At 43.5% G+C, this 19,773-nt stretch carries 19 protein-coding genes; 8 read left to right on the top strand and 11 right to left on the bottom strand.

Annotation, left to right across the window (positions count from 1 at the left end; genetic code table 11):
- Nucleotides 1-143: 143 nt before the first annotated feature.
- Genes priA through nadC form a run of 4 tightly spaced genes read right to left on the bottom strand, consistent with a single transcriptional unit; the run spans nt 144 to nt 4,872 of the window.
- Nucleotides 144-2,600 carry a replication restart helicase PriA gene (priA, locus tag FGM00_RS09375; RefSeq protein WP_138852655.1) on the bottom strand — a complete coding sequence of 819 codons (2,457 nt, stop codon included), beginning with the start codon at nt 2,598-2,600 and terminating at the stop codon, nt 144-146.
- Between the two features lie 12 nt (nt 2,601-2,612).
- Nucleotides 2,613-3,050, bottom strand: coding sequence for a DUF2147 domain-containing protein (locus FGM00_RS09380; protein ID WP_138852656.1), 438 nt, complete (start codon nt 3,048-3,050; stop codon nt 2,613-2,615).
- Entirely contained in the window at nt 3,034-4,014 is a 981-nt protein-coding gene (locus FGM00_RS09385) for a YihY/virulence factor BrkB family protein (RefSeq protein WP_138852657.1), read from the bottom strand. The genes FGM00_RS09380 and FGM00_RS09385 overlap by 17 nt, the downstream gene beginning before the upstream one ends.
- Complete coding sequence (nadC, locus tag FGM00_RS09390; protein ID WP_138852658.1) at nt 4,015-4,872, bottom strand: carboxylating nicotinate-nucleotide diphosphorylase; 858 nt, start codon at nt 4,870-4,872, stop codon at nt 4,015-4,017.
- A 280-nt stretch (nt 4,873-5,152) separates the two neighbouring features.
- Here nadC and rlmH point away from each other — a divergent pair, with 280 nt between their 5' ends.
- Nucleotides 5,153-5,626 (top strand): 23S rRNA (pseudouridine(1915)-N(3))-methyltransferase RlmH, encoded by a 474-nt coding sequence (gene rlmH / locus FGM00_RS09395; RefSeq protein WP_138852659.1) that lies wholly within the window; start codon nt 5,153-5,155, stop codon nt 5,624-5,626.
- 53 nt (nt 5,627-5,679) lie between these two features.
- Here the strand turns inward: rlmH and serA are convergent, their stop codons facing one another.
- The 4 genes from serA to FGM00_RS09415 form a co-directional block, all read right to left on the bottom strand.
- Complete coding sequence (serA, locus tag FGM00_RS09400) at nt 5,680-7,563, bottom strand: phosphoglycerate dehydrogenase (RefSeq protein WP_138852660.1); 1,884 nt, start codon at nt 7,561-7,563, stop codon at nt 5,680-5,682.
- Between the two features lie 411 nt (nt 7,564-7,974).
- Nucleotides 7,975-8,679 (bottom strand): DUF3307 domain-containing protein, encoded by a 705-nt coding sequence (locus FGM00_RS09405; RefSeq protein WP_138852661.1) that lies wholly within the window; start codon nt 8,677-8,679, stop codon nt 7,975-7,977.
- A complete protein-coding gene (locus FGM00_RS09410; protein ID WP_138852662.1) occupies nt 8,676-9,287 on the bottom strand; it encodes a SatD family protein in 612 nt (203 codons plus the stop codon). Before FGM00_RS09410 ends, FGM00_RS09405 begins: the two co-directional genes overlap by 4 nt.
- A 112-nt stretch (nt 9,288-9,399) precedes the next feature.
- Entirely contained in the window at nt 9,400-9,852 is a 453-nt protein-coding gene (locus FGM00_RS09415) for a methyltransferase family protein (RefSeq protein ID WP_138852663.1), read from the bottom strand.
- Nucleotides 9,853-9,878: 26 nt separating this feature from the next.
- Between FGM00_RS09415 and FGM00_RS09420 the strand changes: the two genes are divergently transcribed.
- The 4 genes from FGM00_RS09420 to FGM00_RS09435 all read left to right on the top strand — a co-directional run bounded on the left by FGM00_RS09420 (nt 9,879) and on the right by FGM00_RS09435 (nt 15,036).
- Nucleotides 9,879-10,466, top strand: coding sequence for a non-canonical purine NTP diphosphatase (locus tag FGM00_RS09420; protein ID WP_138852664.1), 588 nt, complete (start codon nt 9,879-9,881; stop codon nt 10,464-10,466).
- 119 nt (nt 10,467-10,585) lie between these two features.
- Complete coding sequence (locus FGM00_RS09425) at nt 10,586-12,373, top strand: DEAD/DEAH box helicase (protein ID WP_138852665.1); 1,788 nt, start codon at nt 10,586-10,588, stop codon at nt 12,371-12,373.
- A 99-nt stretch (nt 12,374-12,472) separates the two neighbouring features.
- Nucleotides 12,473-13,252: a carboxypeptidase-like regulatory domain-containing protein gene (locus tag FGM00_RS09430; RefSeq protein WP_138852666.1), complete on the top strand. Its 780-nt coding sequence runs from the start codon at nt 12,473-12,475 to the stop codon at nt 13,250-13,252.
- An 89-nt stretch (nt 13,253-13,341) separates the two neighbouring features.
- Entirely contained in the window at nt 13,342-15,036 is a 1,695-nt protein-coding gene (locus tag FGM00_RS09435; protein WP_138852667.1) for an alpha-amylase family glycosyl hydrolase, read from the top strand.
- Between the two features lie 5 nt (nt 15,037-15,041).
- Here FGM00_RS09435 and FGM00_RS09440 read toward each other — a convergent pair whose 3' ends face one another.
- From FGM00_RS09440 to FGM00_RS09450, 3 genes are read right to left on the bottom strand one after another with little or no spacing between them, the layout of a single operon-like run.
- Nucleotides 15,042-15,416 carry a VOC family protein gene (locus FGM00_RS09440; protein WP_138852668.1) on the bottom strand — a complete coding sequence of 125 codons (375 nt, stop codon included), beginning with the start codon at nt 15,414-15,416 and terminating at the stop codon, nt 15,042-15,044.
- A gap of 4 nt (nt 15,417-15,420) precedes the next feature.
- Complete coding sequence (locus FGM00_RS09445; protein ID WP_138852669.1) at nt 15,421-15,948, bottom strand: SRPBCC family protein; 528 nt, start codon at nt 15,946-15,948, stop codon at nt 15,421-15,423.
- Between the two features lie 45 nt (nt 15,949-15,993).
- Entirely contained in the window at nt 15,994-16,650 is a 657-nt protein-coding gene (locus FGM00_RS09450; protein ID WP_138852670.1) for a TrmH family RNA methyltransferase, read from the bottom strand.
- A 283-nt stretch (nt 16,651-16,933) separates the two neighbouring features.
- Between FGM00_RS09450 and FGM00_RS09455 the strand changes: the two genes are divergently transcribed.
- The 3 genes from FGM00_RS09455 (at nt 16,934) to purB (ending at nt 19,764) form a co-directional block, all read left to right on the top strand.
- Nucleotides 16,934-17,617, top strand: a complete 684-nt coding sequence (locus FGM00_RS09455; RefSeq protein ID WP_138852671.1) for an SIR2 family NAD-dependent protein deacylase — start codon at nt 16,934-16,936, stop codon at nt 17,615-17,617.
- 7 nt (nt 17,618-17,624) lie between these two features.
- Nucleotides 17,625-18,185: an adenylosuccinate lyase gene (locus tag FGM00_RS09460; protein ID WP_138852672.1), complete on the top strand. Its 561-nt coding sequence runs from the start codon at nt 17,625-17,627 to the stop codon at nt 18,183-18,185.
- Nucleotides 18,186-18,420: 235 nt separating this feature from the next.
- Nucleotides 18,421-19,764, top strand: a complete 1,344-nt coding sequence (purB, locus tag FGM00_RS09465; RefSeq protein ID WP_138852673.1) for an adenylosuccinate lyase — start codon at nt 18,421-18,423, stop codon at nt 19,762-19,764.
- Nucleotides 19,765-19,773 lie beyond the last annotated feature (9 nt).

Raw genomic sequence — 19,773 nt, forward strand, 5'->3', positions numbered from 1 at the left:
AGTTGCGTACCGCTGCAACTTTATCCTTGGTCTTCATCTCACTTTTAATATCGCAAAAACGTGAAATTATAAGCTCCTCCTATTCTAGGATACGGCCTTTATTTTAGGCATTCGAGACCTCTTTAGCCTTTATACCTTGAGCCTCAAATATGGTCCACATTATAAATTACCCGAACGCTGCGATACAGGGCCACGGCGTTGAACGATTTTTCTATTCTTCGAATTCCGAATTTTATCCTGTGTAATGAGGTGCCGTGGTCTATTTTGACGATGACATGCTTTAAATACTGATTTCTGATCCGTGCCACAGGCGGGTATTCCGGTCCCAACACATTGCCTCCCAAAGCATTCCTTAGAGCCTGCGCGAACCACTCGGAAGCCTCATTCAGACGATTGTACTCTTTGTGTTTGAACGTAATCTTGATGATTTTATTCGCTGGCGGATATTTGTATTGCTCCCGTTCGTATAACTGCTCTTTGAACATGCCCTTGTAATCGTTGGTCGAGACTTGTTTTAGAATCTGATGGTACGGATTGTAGGTCTGAACGATAACCTTGCCCCTTTTCTTGGTGCGCCCTGCCCTACCCGATACCTGGGTCAGTAATTGAAAACAACGTTCATGGGCGCGATAGTCGGGAAAATTCAAGAGCGAATCGGCATTCATGATTCCCACCAAGCCGACGTTTCTGAAATCGAGTCCCTTCGTTAGCATCTGCGTACCGACGAGAATATCCATTTCCTGCTGCTCGAATGCGGTAATGATTTTCTCATAGCCGTGTTTTCCACGCGTGGTATCCAAATCCATTCGCCAGACCTTGGCCGCCGGGAACAGGGCCTCGATTTCTTTTTCGACCTGTTCGGTCCCAAAACCCTTGGTGTCCAAGGTGGGGCTACCACAGACCTGACAACTTTCCGGCAGGGCCATATGATGGCTACAATAATGGCATCGCAGCTGCTTTTTATACTGGTGATAGGTAAGGCTCACATCGCAATTGGGACATTGGGGCGAATGACCGCAAGTAGTACATTCTAGGATAGGCGCATAGCCCCTACGGTTCTGAAAGAGGATGATTTGCTCACCCAAATCCAAAGCTGCTGTGATTTCTTCCAACAAACGTTCTGAAAAATGGCCTTTCATCCTCCTTTTTCGGGCCTCTTCCTTAATATCAACCAATTCAATCTCCGGCATCAACACATCCCCAAAGCGTCGGGTAATGTTGGCATACCCGTATTTTCCCAATTGGGCATTTTTATAGGTTTCCACGCTGGGGGTCGCCGAACCCAACACTATATTTGCACCGTGCAGATTTCCGAGCACAATAGCGGCGTCGCGTGCATGATAGCGGGGCGCAGGGTCGAATTGTTTAAAACTCCCTTCATGCTCCTCGTCAACGATAATAAAGCCGAGCTCCGAAAAGGGAAGGAATAGTGATGATCTTGCACCAATGACCAACTGGGCTTTGTGTTTTTTAGCTACAATATTGTTCCAGACCTCTACCCGCTCCTGTACCGTGTATTTCGAGTGATAAACGGATATTTTCTCTCCGAAATACTCCTGCAGGCGTGAAATCAACTGGGTCGTTAAGGCTATTTCCGGTAGCAGGTATAATGCCTGCTTGCCCGACCGTAAGCATTCATCGATAAGTTGTACATAGACTTCCGTTTTTCCGGAGGATGTTACACCGTGCAACAGAGTAACTTTCTTGTTGTCAAAGTTTTGAACAATATCCTTCAAAGCGGCTTGTTGATGTTCATTGAGGTTTTTGAAAACGGATTCGTCATCGCTACCATCGTAATTGACACGGTCGGTCTGAATGTGGTACTCCTCCAAGATTCCTTTTTCAATCAAAGATTTGATGACCGCTTTGGAACCTCCGCTGGCCTCTTCTAGATCGGCAACTTTAATTTGTTTTTTCGTGGTTGCCTGCAATTGAAAAAGGGAAAGGACAACCTGACTTTGTTTCGGTGCCCTCGTGAGGGAATTCAATAGTTCTTCGAGCTGCGCTTCTTCGCGATATGCCGCTCCCAATTGCACGTACCGCACCAGTTTAGGTTTGTATTGCTCATAGATTTCCTCCTTTAGATGGATGATTCCTTTATCCAACAATCGGTTCAAAATAGGTAGGACGTTCTTCCGATCTACAATGGCACTCACCTCGTGCACTTTTAGTACGGATTGATGCAGCAAAGCTTCGTACACCAAAAACTCATCATCCTTTAAATCTCCTTCATCTACTGTGGCATTCTTGTTTTTTAAAATCAGTGTTTCGCTTTCCAATAAAAATGCACTCGGCAAGGCACTGCGAAACACCTCCCCGATGGTACACATATAGTAATCGGCTATCCATTGCCAATGTTTCAGTTGTATTTCATTCACCAGAGGTTTTTCATCCAAAATTTGATGAATTTCCTTGGCTTCGTAGACGGTAGGAGGTGTCTGGTGCACCTCATGTACTAATCCCGTGTAGATTTTAGACTTTCCGAAAGGTACGGCCACGCGCATGCCCGGTTTGAGAAATAGCGCCTCCGCCTCGGTAAGGGCGTAGGTGAACAATTTCTCTAAAGCAATTGGGAGTATAACGTTAACAAAATACTGCATAGCCATCGGGCGCTACCCATCGACCCTTATCCAAGTTTGAGTACGGTAAATAAAGGCGAGGTAACCACGTACTTTAAGTTCATCGGAATTGTCGGGGTTCAACCATATTTTACAACGGAAGGTCATAGCCTGCTGTGGATCAAATAGGGTGTCTCCCTTGTAGACCCCATCCCCATCATGTTCGGCGGCATCGATAATGCGCATGCCAACGACGGGCTTATCCTTTAAATCACCCTCGCATTTAGTACAAAGGGAATTTTCCATCCCCTTTTCAACGATTTTGACCACCTTGCCGTACATTTTACCCTCTTCCTCATAAATATCTATAATGGCTTTCGGGTTGCCAGTACGATCATCAATGGTTTTCCATTTTCCAAAAATACTCTGACTATTTCCTACTGTTGCGAAAAATAACGTCGCTATCAAAACCCACTTACTCAATAATCTCATCCTTTTTATAATTTTTTCGCAACCAGTTTAGGGAAGCATTCAACTCGAACCCGAGCAATAGAATATTTGAATTTAACCAGATATATACCATCAATATTAACAATCCGCCCAAAGCACCGTACAATTCGTTGTATCGGGCAAATTTTTCAACATACACCCCGAAAAGGTAAGAGGTCAAAATAAACAATATGGTAGTCATTAATGCGCCCACCGAAAAGAATCTGGCCTGTTTGCCTTCTGCGGTGCCAAAATAATACAATGTTGCGGTAGTCAGATACGATAGTATGATAAAAAAAAGAAATTTAGCTATCTGTACGCCCATCACCTCTTCATCATCCATAATACTGCCGCTGGTGCGCTCGGCAAAGTCTTGTAAATAGCCCAAAACATATACTTCGAAATAGACGAAGACCACAAAACCGACCAAAATCAATATGGAAAGAATCAAACCGACCATCAAGGCATACAGGTACTGACGAAAAAAATTACGGGTCAGGTTGACGTGATACGAATTCTCAAATCCACCGAAAATCGCGTTTACGCCGTTAGCCATCAAAAAAATCGAAATAACAAAGGACGAGGATAGAAGTCCACCCCGTTTTTGATCTTTGATCTGTTGAAAGACCTCCCCAAAATATTCGCCGGTTGCGTTGGGCAAAAAAGATTCCAAAAAACTCAGGAAGTCTTGGTCGAAGTCCGCATTTTCAATGCTGATATAGGAAACCAAAAACGGAACCAGGGTCACCATGAAAATCAACAACGGAAACAGTGCCAAGAACAGACTAAAGGCGATAGAACTGGCCCGGGTCGATACGGCGCCCTGCACAATGCCCCGAATATACATTTCGGATAGGTCGTAGATGGAAAGGCCTTCGAAACCGGGTAATTTGATGGTTTTCAGTAAACGAACCACCCAATTGACAATGGGGATTTTCTCCAATTTCTCTTCAATTTCTACCGACATCTAAACCGCTTTTAGACTCAGGTCCATATTGTAAACAGAATGTGTCAGTGCCCCAGAAGAAATATAATCCACACCACATTCCGCATACTTGCGTAGTGTTTTTTCGTTGATATTACCGGATGATTCGGTAAGGCATTGGTCCCCTATCAACTTTACCGCTTCTCGAGTCTGATCGTAGTCAAAATTGTCGAGCAAAATACGGTAGACGCCTTCCGAGGCCAGGATTTTCCTAACCTCCTCTAGATTTCGCGCTTCGACTATGATTTTCAAATCACGCTCGGTTTGTTTCAGATAGGCGTTGGTCTTATGTATGGCGTTGGCGATACCTCCCGCAAAATCGATGTGATTGTCTTTGAGCATTATCATATCGTACAGTGCGAATCGATGGTTCTCACCTCCCCCGATTTTAACGGCCCATTTCTCTAAGGCTCTTAAACCCGGTGTAGTTTTTCTCGTATCCAAAATTTTGGTATCGGTACCTTTCAAAAGCGTCACGAAAGATTTCGTTTTGGTTGCTATGGCGCTCATACGTTGCATAGCGTTCAATACCAATCGCTCGGCTTTTAAGATACTCTGAGAACTTCCTTCAACATAAAAGACGATATCGCCATGGTCTACCTCGGCCCCATCTTCAATTAGTGTTTCCACCTTCATATCGCCGTCTACAAATCGAAATACTTTTTTGGCAAACTCCACTCCGGCAATGATACCTTTATCCTTTACGAGTAATTTCGCCCTTCCTTTTGCAGTAGCGGGAATACACGCCAAGGAACTATGATCACCGTCGCCAACATCTTCACGAATTGCATTTTTGATGATATTTTCAACTTCAAAATCGAATTGTTCCTTAGAAATCATTGACCCATTTTTGTTTGTGGCTAATTTAAGAAAAACAAATTCCATTTAAGAAATTACTGACCTTTCAATGAGAAATGTTTAAAAGCCAGGTTCGCAAATTTTATCGTAGCATTGCCGTGAAAAAAGGCAAAGTATTGTAAACAGCTCATGTGGACACTAAAGAGGCCGCTATTCGAAGTGAATTTTGGTGCATTACTCGATTCGTATAAATTGGGTATACGGTTTTCCATAAATTCGCAGACACTCAAGCCGTAATTGGAAATTGCACTAACTTTAAACCATGACCATCAAACTTCTCGCAATAGGCAAGACAGATAGCAAAGCGCTGCAACAGCTGATTTCCGAATATAAAAACAGGTTGAAGCATTATGTGAAATTCGAGCTGGAAGTATTGCCCGATATTAAAAATGCAAAAAACCTTTCGGAAGCCCAACAAAAAGAAAAAGAAGGCGAGCTTATCCTAAAAAAACTCGGTCAAACCGATATATTGGTCTTGTTGGATGAAAACGGAAAACAGCTCGACTCCATAGCCTTTTCAAACTATCTGCAAAAGAAAATGAACGCCGGCCTAAAACGATTGGTATTCGTAATCGGCGGGCCCTATGGCTTTAGCCCTGCTATTTACCAAAAAGCACAAGGGAAACTTAGTTTGTCGAAAATGACCTTTTCGCATCAGATGGTACGGTTATTCGTAGTGGAACAGCTCTATCGGGCATTTACGATACTGCGAAACGAGCCGTATCACCACAGGTAAGTTGCATAGTTAACCGAGAGATTTCCGCCTTTGCGGAAATGACCATAAACATGCTAATAAAGCACCCGGAACTTTATTGTATTCTCTACCTTCTTCAGGGCCTTGATGACCTCTTTGTTGTACTCCTTGTCCAAATCGGAAATCACATAACCGACCTCGCTATCCGTAGAAAGGTATTGCCCCGTAATGTTCATCTCATATTTGGCCAACACCTCGTTAATCTTCGCCATCACGCCCGGTACGTTCTTATGAATGTGAAGAAAACGGTGTGAATTACTTTGTTTGGGTAGCCGAATATTGGGGAAGTTCACCGCATCGACCGTATTTCCGGAATTAATGTATTCCATTATTTTATTCGGTACAAAATCGGCGATATCGCGCTGTGCTTCCTCGGTACTACCACCCACATGCGGCGTAAGAATAACGTTAGGTAGCCCTTGCAATTCCGTATGAAACTCTCCGTTAGCCCGTGGCTCTTGAGGGTATACATCAATAGCCGCACCTGCTAATTTTCCGTTTTTCAGGGCATCGGCCAAGGCCTCAATGTCTACAACGAAACCACGTGACAAATTTACCAACAATGCGCCCGTCTTCATTTGATTGATTTCGCGCGCACCAATGAAATTTTTGTTGGCCTTATTATCGTCGATATGCAGCGTTACCACATCCGAAACGTTCAATAAATTTTCCAGCGTATTGCATTTGATCGCATTACCCAAAGAGAGCTTATCGTTTACATCGTAATAGTAAACTCGCATGCCGATGGCCTCGGCCAGAACGGAGAGCTGCTTTCCAATATTCCCGTATCCGACTATACCTAGATTCTTGCCACGCACCTCCCTCGAACCCGAAGCGGTTTTTTGCCACTGCCCGTTGTGTATCTCGGTGCTTCTTGGGAACACACTGCGCATGAGCATGATAATTTCGCCAATGGCGAGTTCTACCACCGATCTTGTGTTACTGTACGGGGCATTGAAAACGACGATTCCTTTCTTTTTACAGTAGTCCAAGTCGATCTGGGTAGTACCGATGCAAAAGGCCCCAACGACCAATAATTTGTCGGCGGCATCGAGCACTTTTTGGGTCACTTGTGTTTTTGAACGGATGCCCAGCACATGAACCCCCTTGATTTTTTCTATCAACTCCTCCTCCGGAATACTGTGCTTTACCAACTCCACCGAAAAACCATCTTCAGAAAGATTTTCGAACGCATCGGGATGCACATTTTCCAATAACAGTATCTTGATTCTGTTTTTAGGGTAGGATATATTCCTCGGCAAATCGTTTACGAATAAAAACTCATCGAGACTGGGTGTAACATGGTCCGCGTTGTTAGCCGCCTTGTCTCGATGTACATTCTCGGTATAGGCAAAAAATTTATCGGCAATTCCGGCCTCGCGCATCACATAATCGCTGTAACCATCGCCGATTACCTGAACTTCGCCATCCAGGTCCATTTGTTTGAGACACTCGATTTTTCCATTGTGTTGCGATAGGGGGTTCTCCTCGTCGAAACCAACAATATTCCCTTCTTCATCAAACTCAAAAGTGTTGGCGTACACCCGATTTGAAGGAATATTGTACTCTTTAACGATAGGATCTATGAATTCCTTGAAACCGCAGGATATAACGTAAATATCATCCGAATACTTTTCGAAAAATTCTTTGTTCGATTCGATGGATTTGGAAATTTTGTCCCGTAGCTGCGCTACCAACTCTTTTAAGTCGGATTTGTTGGCATTTAACAATTTGATGCGGCGCTCCAGCGATTCGGTAAACGAGATGTCGCCATCGATACCTAAATTGGTGATTTTTTGAATCTCGGTAATAATTTCTTCCTTGTTCGATTTTCCTTGCAAGGTCATCTCGGCCAAAACATCCAGGGCCTCTACCCTAGTTAGCGTACTATCAAAATCAAAAACATATTTTCTTCCCAAAGCAATCCTATTTACCTGATTATTTCGGGCAAAAATAGAAATTAAATCACTGTAGGTACGGGGAATGTTATTAAAAGTTATCCCTATCACTAAATCGCGATTTTTTGATACGGAAATTACTTTATGACCTTTGCGATTCAAGCAATATCATTCCGAAATTCCATAGAAATGACCTAAGGGTATTTGAAAACCCTACGGATTTGTAGTGGTATTGCAGCCTCCTTTTTACCAGTCGCAATTTTCATTTTAATACGGAAGGACGCGATGCTAAAAAAGGATGTCGTAAAGCGCTTTTTCTTTTAAATTGCCAAGGTAAACCACCTCGGGGCAAGCCTGCCTGACGGAAGGCAGGCCCATGAGGTATTCGAAAGAAAAATACCTTAAAATTTCGAGGCAAGCCTCGGTGAATTTTTAAATTTTGATCATCGAGTAAATCAATCCTGCTACGATGGCAAGTCCGAAACTCGTCAATGTGCCGATCAGGATGTATTCCGTTAGTTTACGGTTGTTGCTATCCTTAAGGTCGTTGAACCGAAAAACGGACTTTGCCGTAATGAGCAAACCGATACTTGCCCAGTTTCCCAAAACAATAAAAATCAATACGAACAAGCGTTCTATGATACCTATATACTTACCGGCATTCGGAAGTGACTCATGATCCATAGCTATCTGACCCGACATTCGTTCCAAAATTTTGCCCATGATAATGGCTGCCGGAAAAGTCACGAAAAATGCGGTAGTGACCAGTGCCCAATCGATTTTTTCAAAAAGGGAAACCGTATGCGGCCATAAATTCGTGTAATACGCACAACAATATAAAACGATGAGATGCAGTAGCTGATCAAGAAAAAACGGGATGTTGGCATGCTTGAAAAGTGGGGTGACATACAGCTTTAGCACATCGATACTATAATGGGAGACCATGATAAAGAGCGCTATTTTCCAAAAGGTCCAATCCCATAACAATAACATCGTTACCCCAAAATGAAGCAAGACATGAACATAAAGGTATTTCGACTTTGCCTTGTACTCTTCTTTATGTACCACCCAAGAATTGGGCTGTAATAAAAAGTCACCGATAAGATGGGCCAATAACAACTTTACAAATATGGTCATGAGGCAAGGTCTTTACTGATTTTGGAATAATACGTTAATAAATCGAAGACTAAATCTAAACGGGCCCTTTTTTGTCTTTGACTAACCGCCGATTGCTGAATGCCCAGTCTTTTGGCGATCTCGTTTTGTGATGCCTCCGGATTTTCCAAGGCAAGTGCCACTATTTCTGCAGATACGGTACTCCAATCGTTCATAAAATCGAGTGCCAGTTTTAAAACCAGGTTCAGGGTATCATCATATAAATCATCACCTGTAGCGATGGTGAGCTTGCTCTTATCCTCTTTGAGCGACTCGAATGCACGACCTGAACGACGATACGCGGGCCCATTGGACTCGCTCACACCACTACCGACAAAAGTAATCTCGCCCAAGCCAATGCCCATTCGCACATCCAGACCCTTAGTTGATTTCATTGTTGCTTTAATGTGAATGGCCGTTTCTAGCGCGTCTGAGAGCGGTACTTTAAGTTGAAACTCGTCGCCTCGATATACTTCCCAAACCGTAGGCGATTCGCCCAAGCTTGACAGATAGCGTTTTAAGGTAGTCAACCAGTTTGCATCCGGTTGCTGTTCCGAATTCACGATATCACCTGTTATTATTGCTTCCATAATATTATAAGCTAAAACGCTAATATATATATTTATAAGCATATTAACTAATAATATCAATTATAATCGTTTTAGCTTATACTGCATAAATATCAGCGAAAGTACTAATGTCTTAAAACCATCTCCTGACCTTGATGCAATACTGTTGGTACTCTTTTCCGAAAAGTGAGCGTAAAGCCTCTTCTTCGGGTATGATCTGAAAACGATTCATATAGGCCACAAAACCAGCGGCCAACAAGGTATTGAAGGCATTGCCCAACCAAGTACCCAAAGCCAATAACAGCAACAACAATCCGAGATACATCGGGTTTCTGCTAAAGTTGTACAATCCGCCCGTTACCAATGTAGTCGCCTTGACCGGGCTTGTCGGATCAATCGTGGTCTTTGCCCTAAAAAACTGTAACAATGCGAACACCCCAATACACGCGGCCAATGCCAGCAATACAAACATAAGGTAGCGACGGCCGAAAAAATCAAAATCGCCAAAAGGGAGAAATCTGGCCACTACATACATTAGACCGGCAAATATCAGCGCTACCGCAACGGGAGGTAATTTTAACTTCATCCTGTAAAATTAGTATTTTTGGGGCTATGCAACTCGTTTTCGCCACACACAACCAAAATAAATTCCGTGAAGTACAACAATTGGTTCCGCCGAATGTTCGATTACTGTCATTAACCGATATCGAATGTCATGAAGACATTCCGGAAACAGGAAAGACCCTTGCCGAAAACGCCCAGCTAAAGGCCGACTATGTTGCCCGAAACTATAGTCTACCCTGTTTCGCCGATGATACGGGCCTATTAGTCGATGCGCTTAACGGAGCACCGGGAATCTATTCCGCCCGCTATGCCGGTGAGCAGAAAAATGCGACCGAAAATATGGATAAGCTTCTGGCCCAATTAGAGGGGGAATCGAATCGTTCGGCACGATTCAGTACTGTTATCGCACTTCGGCTCGACAATGAAAATATTCTTTTTGAAGGAGTGGTAGAAGGTGCCATCACCCATGATAAACACGGAACAGATGGTTTTGGTTACGATCCTATTTTTAGGCCACAGGGGTATAAGAAAACCTTCGCAGAACTGCCATTGGCCATAAAAAACAAAATAGGTCACCGGGGCAAAGCCACTCAAAAATTACTCGAGTACCTTAATAACTTGCGTTTCAACAATTAAACGTATCTTTGCCGCCTAATAAATGCCGCCGGTATGGCAGGTGTTGCGCGGAGAGTCCAATGGGTTATACAGAATAATCGCTCTATGCAACATACATATTTGCGATTAAATAACACATTATGACGAAATTTGAAGCATTAGGGCTTCAGCAATCCCTCTTGGATGCTGTTGCCGACATGGGTTTTGAGACCCCTTCGGAAGTACAGGAAAAAGCAATTCCGATTCTACTTGAAAGTGAAACCGATTTGGTTGCCTTGGCGCAAACCGGAACAGGAAAGACCGCAGCCTTTGGTTTTCCGCTTATCCAAAAAATAGATTCGAACAGCAGAACCACGCAAGGGTTGATACTTTCCCCTACCCGTGAGCTCTGTTTACAGATTACGAAAGAGATTCAATCGTATTCCAAATACGAAAAAAACATCAACGTCGTTGCTATCTACGGAGGTGCGAGCATTACAGAGCAGTCCAGACAAATCAAACGTGGCGCACAGATTATCGTAGCCACACCGGGTCGTATGAAAGATATGATCGGCCGTCGATTGGTCGATATCTCAAAAATCGACTATTGTATACTCGATGAAGCGGATGAAATGCTCAACATGGGCTTTTTCGAAGACATTAAAGATATCCTTTCGAATACCCCGGACGAAAAGTCGACTTGGCTCTTTTCAGCGACCATGCCAAAAGAGGTATCGGTCATTGCCAAGAAGTTCATGCAAAATCCGAAAGAAATTACGGTAGGCGCCAAAAATGCAGGTACCAGTACGGTACAGCATGAATACTACACCGTAGGTGGTCGTGACCGTTATCCCGCCTTAAAACGATTGGCCGATGCGAACCCCGATATCTTTTCAGTGGTTTTCTGTCGTACCAAGCGCGATACACAACGCGTTGCCGAAAAATTGATTGAGGATGGATATAACGCCGGTGCATTGCACGGAGATTTGAGCCAGAACCAACGCGATTTGGTCATGAACTCTTTCCGTAAGAAACAAATACAAATGTTGGTTGCAACCGATGTTGCCGCACGCGGTATCGATGTAGACGACATTACTCATGTTATCAATTACCAATTGCCCGACGAAATCGAAACCTATACACACCGTAGTGGTCGTACAGGTCGCGCTGGAAAATCGGGTATTTCCATGGTTATCGTTACCCGAAGCGAATTGCGTAAAATCCAAGCGATCGAACGCAAAATACAGCAAAAATTCGAGTCGAACACCATACCGACGGGCCCTGAAATTTGCGAGATACAGTTGTACCATTTGGCGAATAAGATCAAGGATACCAAAATCGCGAAAGATGTAGACAACTACCTTCCGGCGATAAACGATGTCTTGGAGGGAATCGATAGGGAAGAATTGATCAAAAAAATTGTTTCGGTCGAATTCACAAGATTCTCGAATTACTACAACAAGACCAAAGACCTGAATACGGTCAGTGGAAGGGATTCAAGGGATGGTGAACGCCGTGGCGGACAGATTCCTGCCAACGGTGCCGTACGTTATTTCATCAATGTAGGTGAAAAGGACGGGTACGATTGGATGTCCCTAAAGGATTTTATCCGCGATACCGTGGGGCTAGGCAGAGAAGATATCTTTAAAGTAGATGTAAAGGATAGTTTTTCCTTCTTTAATACCGAGGCCGAGAGTACGGAACAAATTCTAAATACCTTTACCGAATTCAAGGTTGACGGTAGGTTCGTAAATGTAGAAGTCTCCAAAAGCCCTGGTGGCGGAGGCGGAAAAAGACGAAGTGGAGGGGGCGGAAGAGACCGCAATCGCAGCCGAGGACGTGATAAAGGCGGATACGGAGGTAAACGCAGAGGAGACCGTGATGGAAATCGCAAAAGTGCTTCGAATTCAGGAAAACGAAGAAGTACAAAAAGAAGCGATTTCTTTTAAGGATTGTACTGAGATTACTTCATGTTAATTATTCACTAAAAAATACGCTCCGGCGTATTTTTTGGTTTTGTTTGCTATTTTTGAACTCTAAAATCGTGCATGACAAGACAGCTCACATTGGTTTTCCTTTTTCTGGCGCTGACGGTATACGGACAGGATAAAAATGAGGAAGTCGAAGAAGATGAAATAAAAGCTTTGGTCATCAATGCCCAGAGCGACGAACCTTTGGAGAGTGTTCATATCGTCAACCTAAATCAAGTCATCGGTACCATTACCAATGAAGATGGTGAATTTACCATTAAAGCTGCCGTTAACGACACCCTTTACTTTTCATATCTCGGTTTTAAATCGCAAAAAATAAGGGTAACCAACGACATGTTCAAGTTCAAGGATACGAAGATTTCACTGACGGAATTGGCCTATGCCTTGGAAGAGGTTATCGTAACCCCCTATCAGCTTACCGGGTATCTCGAAATAGATGTGAAGAACCTACCGGTGAATACCGCATATCAATACAGTGTTTCAGGCCTTTCTATTGGATATGAAGCCGGGAACAAAAGCCCTAGTGCGGTAACAAAGGTGTTAGGGGCAATTTTAAACCCGGCAGATTTATTGCGAAACCTTTTTGGAAAAAAGCCACGGCAAATGGCCAAGCTCAGAAAGATAAAAGAAGACGATGAGATTCGAAATCTTCTAGCTGGTAAATTTGACCGTGAAGTACTGGAGGAATTGCTACAAATCGAAAAAGTGGATATCCAGGATATACTCAACAATTGTAACTATTCAAAGTCATTTATCACTACGGCGAACGACCTTCAAATTCTGGACGCCATCAGCAGTTGCTACGAAGATTACAAAGTACTGAACCGAAAAAAATAAATTTTCAGTTTCCCCTATCATTTTATAGCTTTAGACAATTATACGCTACTACCCTATAAGCGTTTTCCTTATTGCTAAAATCGCCTTCTATGCCAAGAGTTTGCCTTCTTTTAATGCTATCATTATTCGTTTTTTCCTGCCAACAAAAAAATAAAAAAGTTCCCGATCAGCCTTTGGTGATGACCGACACGATTCCGGAAAAAGAGCATAGGAATATTCCCTTTGTTTGGGAGGGAGCCAACATCTATTTTTTGCTTACCGATCGTTTTAACAATGGCAATCCTAATAACGACCTTAATTTTGAACGTACCGATTCAACCGGAACATTAAGGGGTTTTATGGGTGGTGACATTCAAGGTATCACCGATAAAATACGACAAGGATATTTTTCCGATTTGGGAATCAATGCGATTTGGTTTACTCCCGTGGTGGAACAAATTCACGGAGCTACCGATGAAAGTACTGGAAACACTTACGGATATCACGGCTATTGGGCCAAGGATTGGACGGCCCTCGACCCGAATTTCGGTACGAAGAAAGATTTGGAGACCATGGTAAAAGCAGCCCACTCCAAGGGCATCAGGGTTCTGATGGATGTGGTAGTGAACCATACTGGACCCGTGACCGAGAAAGACCAGGTTTGGCCAAAAGAATGGGTACGGGAAGACCCTACCTGTCAATTTACCAATTATGAAAATACCACTGCCTGTAGCTTGGTAGATAATCTCCCGGATGTCCTGACCGAGTCAGACGCCCCAGTGAAGCTCCCGGATGCCTTATTGGCCAAATGGAAAGAAGAAGGTCGATTGAGCAATGAACTCGACGAATTACAACTATTCTTTGAACGCACGGGCTACCCAAGGGCGCCGCGTTTCTACATTATCAAATGGCTGGCCGATTACGTGAACGAATTCGGAATAGACGGGTTTCGCGTCGATACGGTAAAACATGCCGACGAAAAGGCTTGGGCCGAATTGTACAAAGAAGCATCACATGCATTCGAAACCTGGAAAAAAAGAAACCCTGATCAGGTCTTGGACGAAAACGATTTTTACATGATGGGGGAAGTGTATGGCTATGGAATTTCCAGCGGACGGGAATACGATTTCGGTGATAAAAAAGTGGATTATTTTGCCCACGGCTTGAATAGTCTCATCAACTTCGAACTGAAATATGATGCCAATAACGCGTATGATGTCATTTTCGAAAAGTACAACGATATATTGCACACCAAGTTGAAGGGACAAGGCGTAGTAAACTACCTCACCTCGCACGATGACGGCGAGCCTTTTGATAAAGATCGAACCAAGTCTATCAAAACGGCCAATGTGCTACTACTTACACCGGGCACGTCCCAAGTCTATTATGGTGATGAAAGTGCCCGCGACCTGACTATCGAGGGTACCCAAGGCGATGCCACGCTGCGCTCCTTTATGAACTGGCAGGATTTGGATAGTCTTCCCGAGACCAAACGCATACATAAGCATTGGCAGAAACTAGGCCAATTTAGAAGCAACCATCCGGCAATCGGTGCCGGTAAGCATCAACGCTTGGCCAAAACGCCTTACGTATTCGGTAGAACGTACATCAAAGGGGATTTCAAGGACAAAGTAGTGGTCGGTCTTGATTTGCCCAAAGGAAAAAAATCACTTTGGGTCAAAGGCTTTTTTGGGGATGGAACAAAACTATACGATACCTATTCCGATACCCAAGTAATCGTTGACAACGGCAAGGTAATCTTGGAAAACGATTTTGACATCGCTCTGTTGGAACTGGCCCAATAACCCATTTATTTTTGGGAATGCAACGCAATACGATTGCCTTCGCAATCAAGAATAAGCGCCATAAAACCATGGCCCTCCCCAATCTTTTTTTTATCCTGTAGAATGCTACCGCCCGCATCCGTTACCCTTCCCAATTCCAGGGCGACATCGATACAGGAAAAATAAAGCACGGCACCATCGGTACTGGGCACATAACTTTCATGTTGCACTAACGAACCCGTTGCACCCGATGTATTGGGAACAATCGGAAACCAGCCCATTTTCAACCCTTCAAGTTCATGAATTGTTATATTGATATCAAAGACCGTCTCGTAGAATTTTTTGGCTCTGTCCATATCCGTTACCGGGATCTCGAACCATCCGACCATATTGTGTTCCATTTTTTTATTTTTCTAGGTTTGCCTTGAGGCTTTGCATGCCTTCTTCGAAATCCTTCCCGACCATACTATCCATACTTTTAAAAAGTGTCATTATGCTCATTGGGAATTTGTTGTTGCCCGAAAAACCCCAAGTCACTTTGGTATGGCCATTGCCGATATCCTCGGTGGTAAGATAACAATCCGAGGTTGACTTGAAAGGTTTGAGAAATCGAAGCTCGGATTCAACACGCTCGCCATTGACGACCTTTTTGATTTCCTGCTCGCCCTCGCCTACCTCTTTATTACCCACCCAATGACTTACACAGCCCGGTTCGCCATCAGTACCAGTAAAGGTTTTGACCATGTTCGGGTCTTTCTTTTCCCAAGGCGACCATTCGCCCATTTTTTTGAGCGAACGTAGATAATCGAACACCTCTTGTTTCGGGCGCGCGATTTCTATAGATCTGGAAACGTCGTAGGTTTTTGGCGCCATCATAGATAGCACGAGTATAAGAACGAAGAGCCCCAATACAATGTACAGAATTGTAGCCATTTAATTGTAAATTAGGTTGTTGCGAAAACAAGGTACTAAAAAAAATCATTTCTCTCCGTAGTAGCGTGCTAAAACATCATCGATGCTTTTAATGGTTTTTTTCGCCCAGTCAATTTGCTTGTCCAGCTTTTCGGCGGTCGTCAATTGCCAAGGAAAATCCCCCTTTTTAAGCTGACCCGTTAAACGTTGCAGGATTATGGCCGCTGAAACCGAAATATTCAAGCTCTCGGTAAAACCCATCATCGGTATTTTCAGAAAACCGTCCGCTTGATCTAGTACTGTTTTGGTAAGTCCATCTCTTTCTGTACCAAAGAATAACGCTGTTTTCCCTTCAATTACAAAATCGTCCAAAAGACATTCATCAGTATGCGGAGTGGTGGCGATTATGCGATACCCATCCGTACGAAGCGTTTCGATACAGTCTTGTGTGGTTTCATAGCGCCGTATATCTACCCACTTTTCGGCACCTAAGGCGATTTTCGAATCCAACCGTTTTCCATATTTACTTTCAATAAGATGGGCCTCTTGTATTCCAAAAATCTCACAGCTACGCACTACCGCACTCGCATTGTGCATCTGGTACACATCTTCTATGGCAACGGTCAAAAATTTGGTGCGTTCCTCCAAGATTTCTTGAAAACGCTTTTTGCGCTCTTGGGTCATAAAGCCTTCAAGATAGGTCAGCAACTTTTGATCGTTCATAAAACTAAAATAGTAAAAACATTGATGGCCGATCAAACATGAAAGGGCGTTGCACTTGTAGCAATAAGACACCGGGCGACTATCTATCGGAATGCCAAGTATTGTTATTTTTCAAATACATGGAATTGCCCTACCCTAATTACTACATGAAATGTCAAAAAGAAAACAATTAGGTTTTGGCCTTTATCTGTGTGCTATTTTTGGATATTGCGAAAAAAAAATCGAAAAAATCAGCGGACCTCACTGAAATAAAAAGTCTATTTTTAAAGGAATAAAATTGAAGATGAAGAAAAAAATCGTTGTTTTGACCGGTGCGGGAGTAAGTGCCGAAAGTGGAATAAATACCTTTCGCGATGCCGACGGACTATGGGAAGGACATGATGTGATGGAGGTTGCCTCGCCCCAAGGTTTTGCACGAAATCCCGAACTGGTATTGGATTTTTACAATCAAAGGAGAAAACAACTAGCGCAAGTCGAGCCAAATGCCGCCCATATGGCCTTGGCCGAATTGGAAACTTCTCACGAGGTTACGATTATCACCCAAAATGTGGATGATCTTCACGAACGCGGTGGTAGCACTAACGTTATTCACCTGCACGGTGAACTTTTAAAGGCACGTAGTGTAAACAACGAACATACCGTACTTGACTGGAAAAAAGATCTGAATTTGGGTGACCTATCGTCGGAAGGAGATCAGCTACGACCCCATATCGTTTGGTTTGGCGAGATGGTTCCCCTGTTGGAAACGGCAGCCAACATTGTTGAACAGGCCGATACCGTAATTATTATAGGCACATCAATGCAGGTATATCCAGCAGCGGGGCTTGTGAATTTTGCCCAACCGGGTACGCCTATTTATTTTATAGATCCCAAGCCAAGTATTTCGGAGAATGATTTTGAAAACCTCACAATCATAAAAGATACGGCTGCCAGTGGAGTTCCTGCATTGGTGGCCCGGTTAAAGTAGCACACGCATGACCAAGACCGAATTGTATGAATTGTTGGACTATGTAAACCATTCTAGGGAAAAACGCATGGAAATGGCGCGTATGGTGCTGAGCAATAGCGAATTGGTTCAGCCATTGTTCGAAATCGGGTTTGATGTGGATAATCCCATTTCAAGCAAGGCCTGCTGGATTCTAGAGTTTACGGCTAGAGAAAAATTGGCTTATATTTTTCCACATCTAGACGTATTTACGACGGGTTTGGGAATCGTTCATTTCGACTCTTCGATTAGACCCTTAGCTAAAATATGTGAACTCCTTGTCGTTTCGTACTATTCCAAAGAAAAGAACACCACTCAGAAAGCTTTGACCCGTGTACATCTGGAAAGCATAACCGAAGCGTGTTTCGATTGGTTGATAGGCGACTCGAAAGTTGCTCCAAAGGCATATGCGATGACATCCCTGTTATTATTAGGTCAGACTTTTGATTGGATACATCCGGAATTAAAAATTATTGTAGAACAGCATTATGCTACCGGCAGTGCTGCTTACAAAGCACGGGCTAGAATGGTCTTGGCGAAGCTAAAATGAGTTACAAGTTTATCTGGTGGCTCACAAAATACATGCGGTCTGAGCCTTGTGCCGATATGTAGATTTAGTAGGATAATTACATTTTACCGAAACCTTTGAGTCCTATAGGAGGTTCCCAAAGGCCTTACGGCGGATGCATTTCTTTTTTTGAATCTGAAATTGGTGTTCTGCCCTAAACTTCCCCAACTATTGGCTATCTTTGCCTTTTTGCAAAAACTAACCAATTCCATACCTAATGTCATTAGATTACTTGAACGCGATTTCCCCTATTGATGGGCGCTACAGAAATAAAACGGAGAATCTAGCCCCTTATTTTTCGGAGGAAGCATTGATCAAATACCGTGTTCTTGTTGAAATCGAATACTTTATCGCATTATGCGAAATTCCCTTACCGCAACTGAGCAGTTTTGATGTATCAAAATTCCCGGTCTTACGGGAGATTTACAAAAATTTCGATACGGAAGACGCGCAAACCATCAAAGAAATCGAAAAAACTACAAACCACGATGTCAAAGCCGTTGAATATTTTATCAAGGATAAGTTCGATACATTGGGCCTTCGGGACCATAAGGAATTCATCCATTTTGGATTGACCTCTCAGGACATCAATAATACCGCGATTCCGCTTTCCATCAAAGAGGCGATGAACGAGGTGTACGTTCCGAAGTATCAAGAGGTGTTCGAGAAATTAAAGGAACTTGCGACGGAGTGGGCAGACATACCGATGTTGGCCAGAACACACGGTCAGCCGGCCTCCCCTACCCGGCTTGGAAAGGAAATCGAGGTTTTCGTCGTGCGGCTGAAGGAACAATTCAATTTGCTGAACGACGTTCCCAGTGCGGCCAAATTCGGCGGGGCAACAGGAAATTACAATGCGCATAAAGTGGCGTACCCAGACATCGACTGGAAAGCATTCGGACAGCGTTTCGTTCAGGAAAAATTGGGCTTGCACCATTCCTTCCCCACCACACAAATTGAACATTATGATCACTTGGCCGCTCTTTTTGATGGGCTAAAGCGAATCAATACCATTATTTTAGATTTGGATAGGGATTTCTGGACCTATGTCTCTATGGATTATTTTAAACAGAAAATCAAAAAGGGCGAAGTGGGATCATCAGCCATGCCGCACAAGGTGAATCCCATTGATTTTGAAAATTCCGAAGGGAATCTCGGTATCGCCAATGCCTTGTTCGAACATCTGTCTGCAAAACTTCCAATATCAAGGCTACAAAGGGATTTGACCGATAGCACGGTACTTCGCAATGTAGGTGTTCCCTTTGCGCATACTATGATCGCATTTCAATCTACCCTCAAGGGATTGGGCAAATTGTTACTGAACAAGGAAAAATTCGATCAAGATCTTGAAAATAACTGGGCAGTCGTAGCTGAGGCCATTCAAACGATCTTACGACGGGAAGGATATCCAAACCCTTATGAGGCCTTAAAGGGATTGACCCGAACGAACGCCCAAATCACCAAAGATTCCCTTGCGAATTTTATAGATACCTTGAATATATCCGATGGTATCAAAACAGAACTGAAGGCGATTACCCCTAGCAATTATACCGGGATTTAGTGAAAGAGC

This window comes from Aggregatimonas sangjinii, assembly GCF_005943945.1.
Lineage (GTDB): Bacteria > Bacteroidota > Bacteroidia > Flavobacteriales > Flavobacteriaceae > Pelagihabitans > Pelagihabitans sangjinii.

Coding starts and splice junctions, on each gene's coding strand:
- priA (WP_138852655.1), bottom strand. CDS start 2,600: ATGCAGTATTTTGTTAACGTTATACTCCCAATTGCTTTAGAGAAATTG.
- FGM00_RS09380 (WP_138852656.1), bottom strand. CDS start 3,050: ATGAGATTATTGAGTAAGTGGGTTTTGATAGCGACGTTATTTTTCGCA.
- FGM00_RS09385 (WP_138852657.1), bottom strand. CDS start 4,014: ATGTCGGTAGAAATTGAAGAGAAATTGGAGAAAATCCCCATTGTCAAT.
- nadC (WP_138852658.1), bottom strand. CDS start 4,872: ATGATTTCTAAGGAACAATTCGATTTTGAAGTTGAAAATATCATCAAA.
- rlmH (WP_138852659.1), top strand. CDS start 5,153: ATGACCATCAAACTTCTCGCAATAGGCAAGACAGATAGCAAAGCGCTG.
- FGM00_RS09405 (WP_138852661.1), bottom strand. CDS start 8,679: ATGACCATATTTGTAAAGTTGTTATTGGCCCATCTTATCGGTGACTTT.
- FGM00_RS09410 (WP_138852662.1), bottom strand. CDS start 9,287: ATGGAAGCAATAATAACAGGTGATATCGTGAATTCGGAACAGCAACCG.
- FGM00_RS09415 (WP_138852663.1), bottom strand. CDS start 9,852: ATGAAGTTAAAATTACCTCCCGTTGCGGTAGCGCTGATATTTGCCGGT.
- FGM00_RS09420 (WP_138852664.1), top strand. CDS start 9,879: ATGCAACTCGTTTTCGCCACACACAACCAAAATAAATTCCGTGAAGTA.
- FGM00_RS09425 (WP_138852665.1), top strand. CDS start 10,586: ATGACGAAATTTGAAGCATTAGGGCTTCAGCAATCCCTCTTGGATGCT.
- FGM00_RS09430 (WP_138852666.1), top strand. CDS start 12,473: ATGACAAGACAGCTCACATTGGTTTTCCTTTTTCTGGCGCTGACGGTA.
- FGM00_RS09435 (WP_138852667.1), top strand. CDS start 13,342: ATGCCAAGAGTTTGCCTTCTTTTAATGCTATCATTATTCGTTTTTTCC.
- FGM00_RS09440 (WP_138852668.1), bottom strand. CDS start 15,416: ATGGAACACAATATGGTCGGATGGTTCGAGATCCCGGTAACGGATATG.
- FGM00_RS09445 (WP_138852669.1), bottom strand. CDS start 15,948: ATGGCTACAATTCTGTACATTGTATTGGGGCTCTTCGTTCTTATACTC.
- FGM00_RS09450 (WP_138852670.1), bottom strand. CDS start 16,650: ATGAACGATCAAAAGTTGCTGACCTATCTTGAAGGCTTTATGACCCAA.
- FGM00_RS09455 (WP_138852671.1), top strand. CDS start 16,934: ATGAAGAAAAAAATCGTTGTTTTGACCGGTGCGGGAGTAAGTGCCGAA.
- FGM00_RS09460 (WP_138852672.1), top strand. CDS start 17,625: ATGACCAAGACCGAATTGTATGAATTGTTGGACTATGTAAACCATTCT.
- purB (WP_138852673.1), top strand. CDS start 18,421: ATGTCATTAGATTACTTGAACGCGATTTCCCCTATTGATGGGCGCTAC.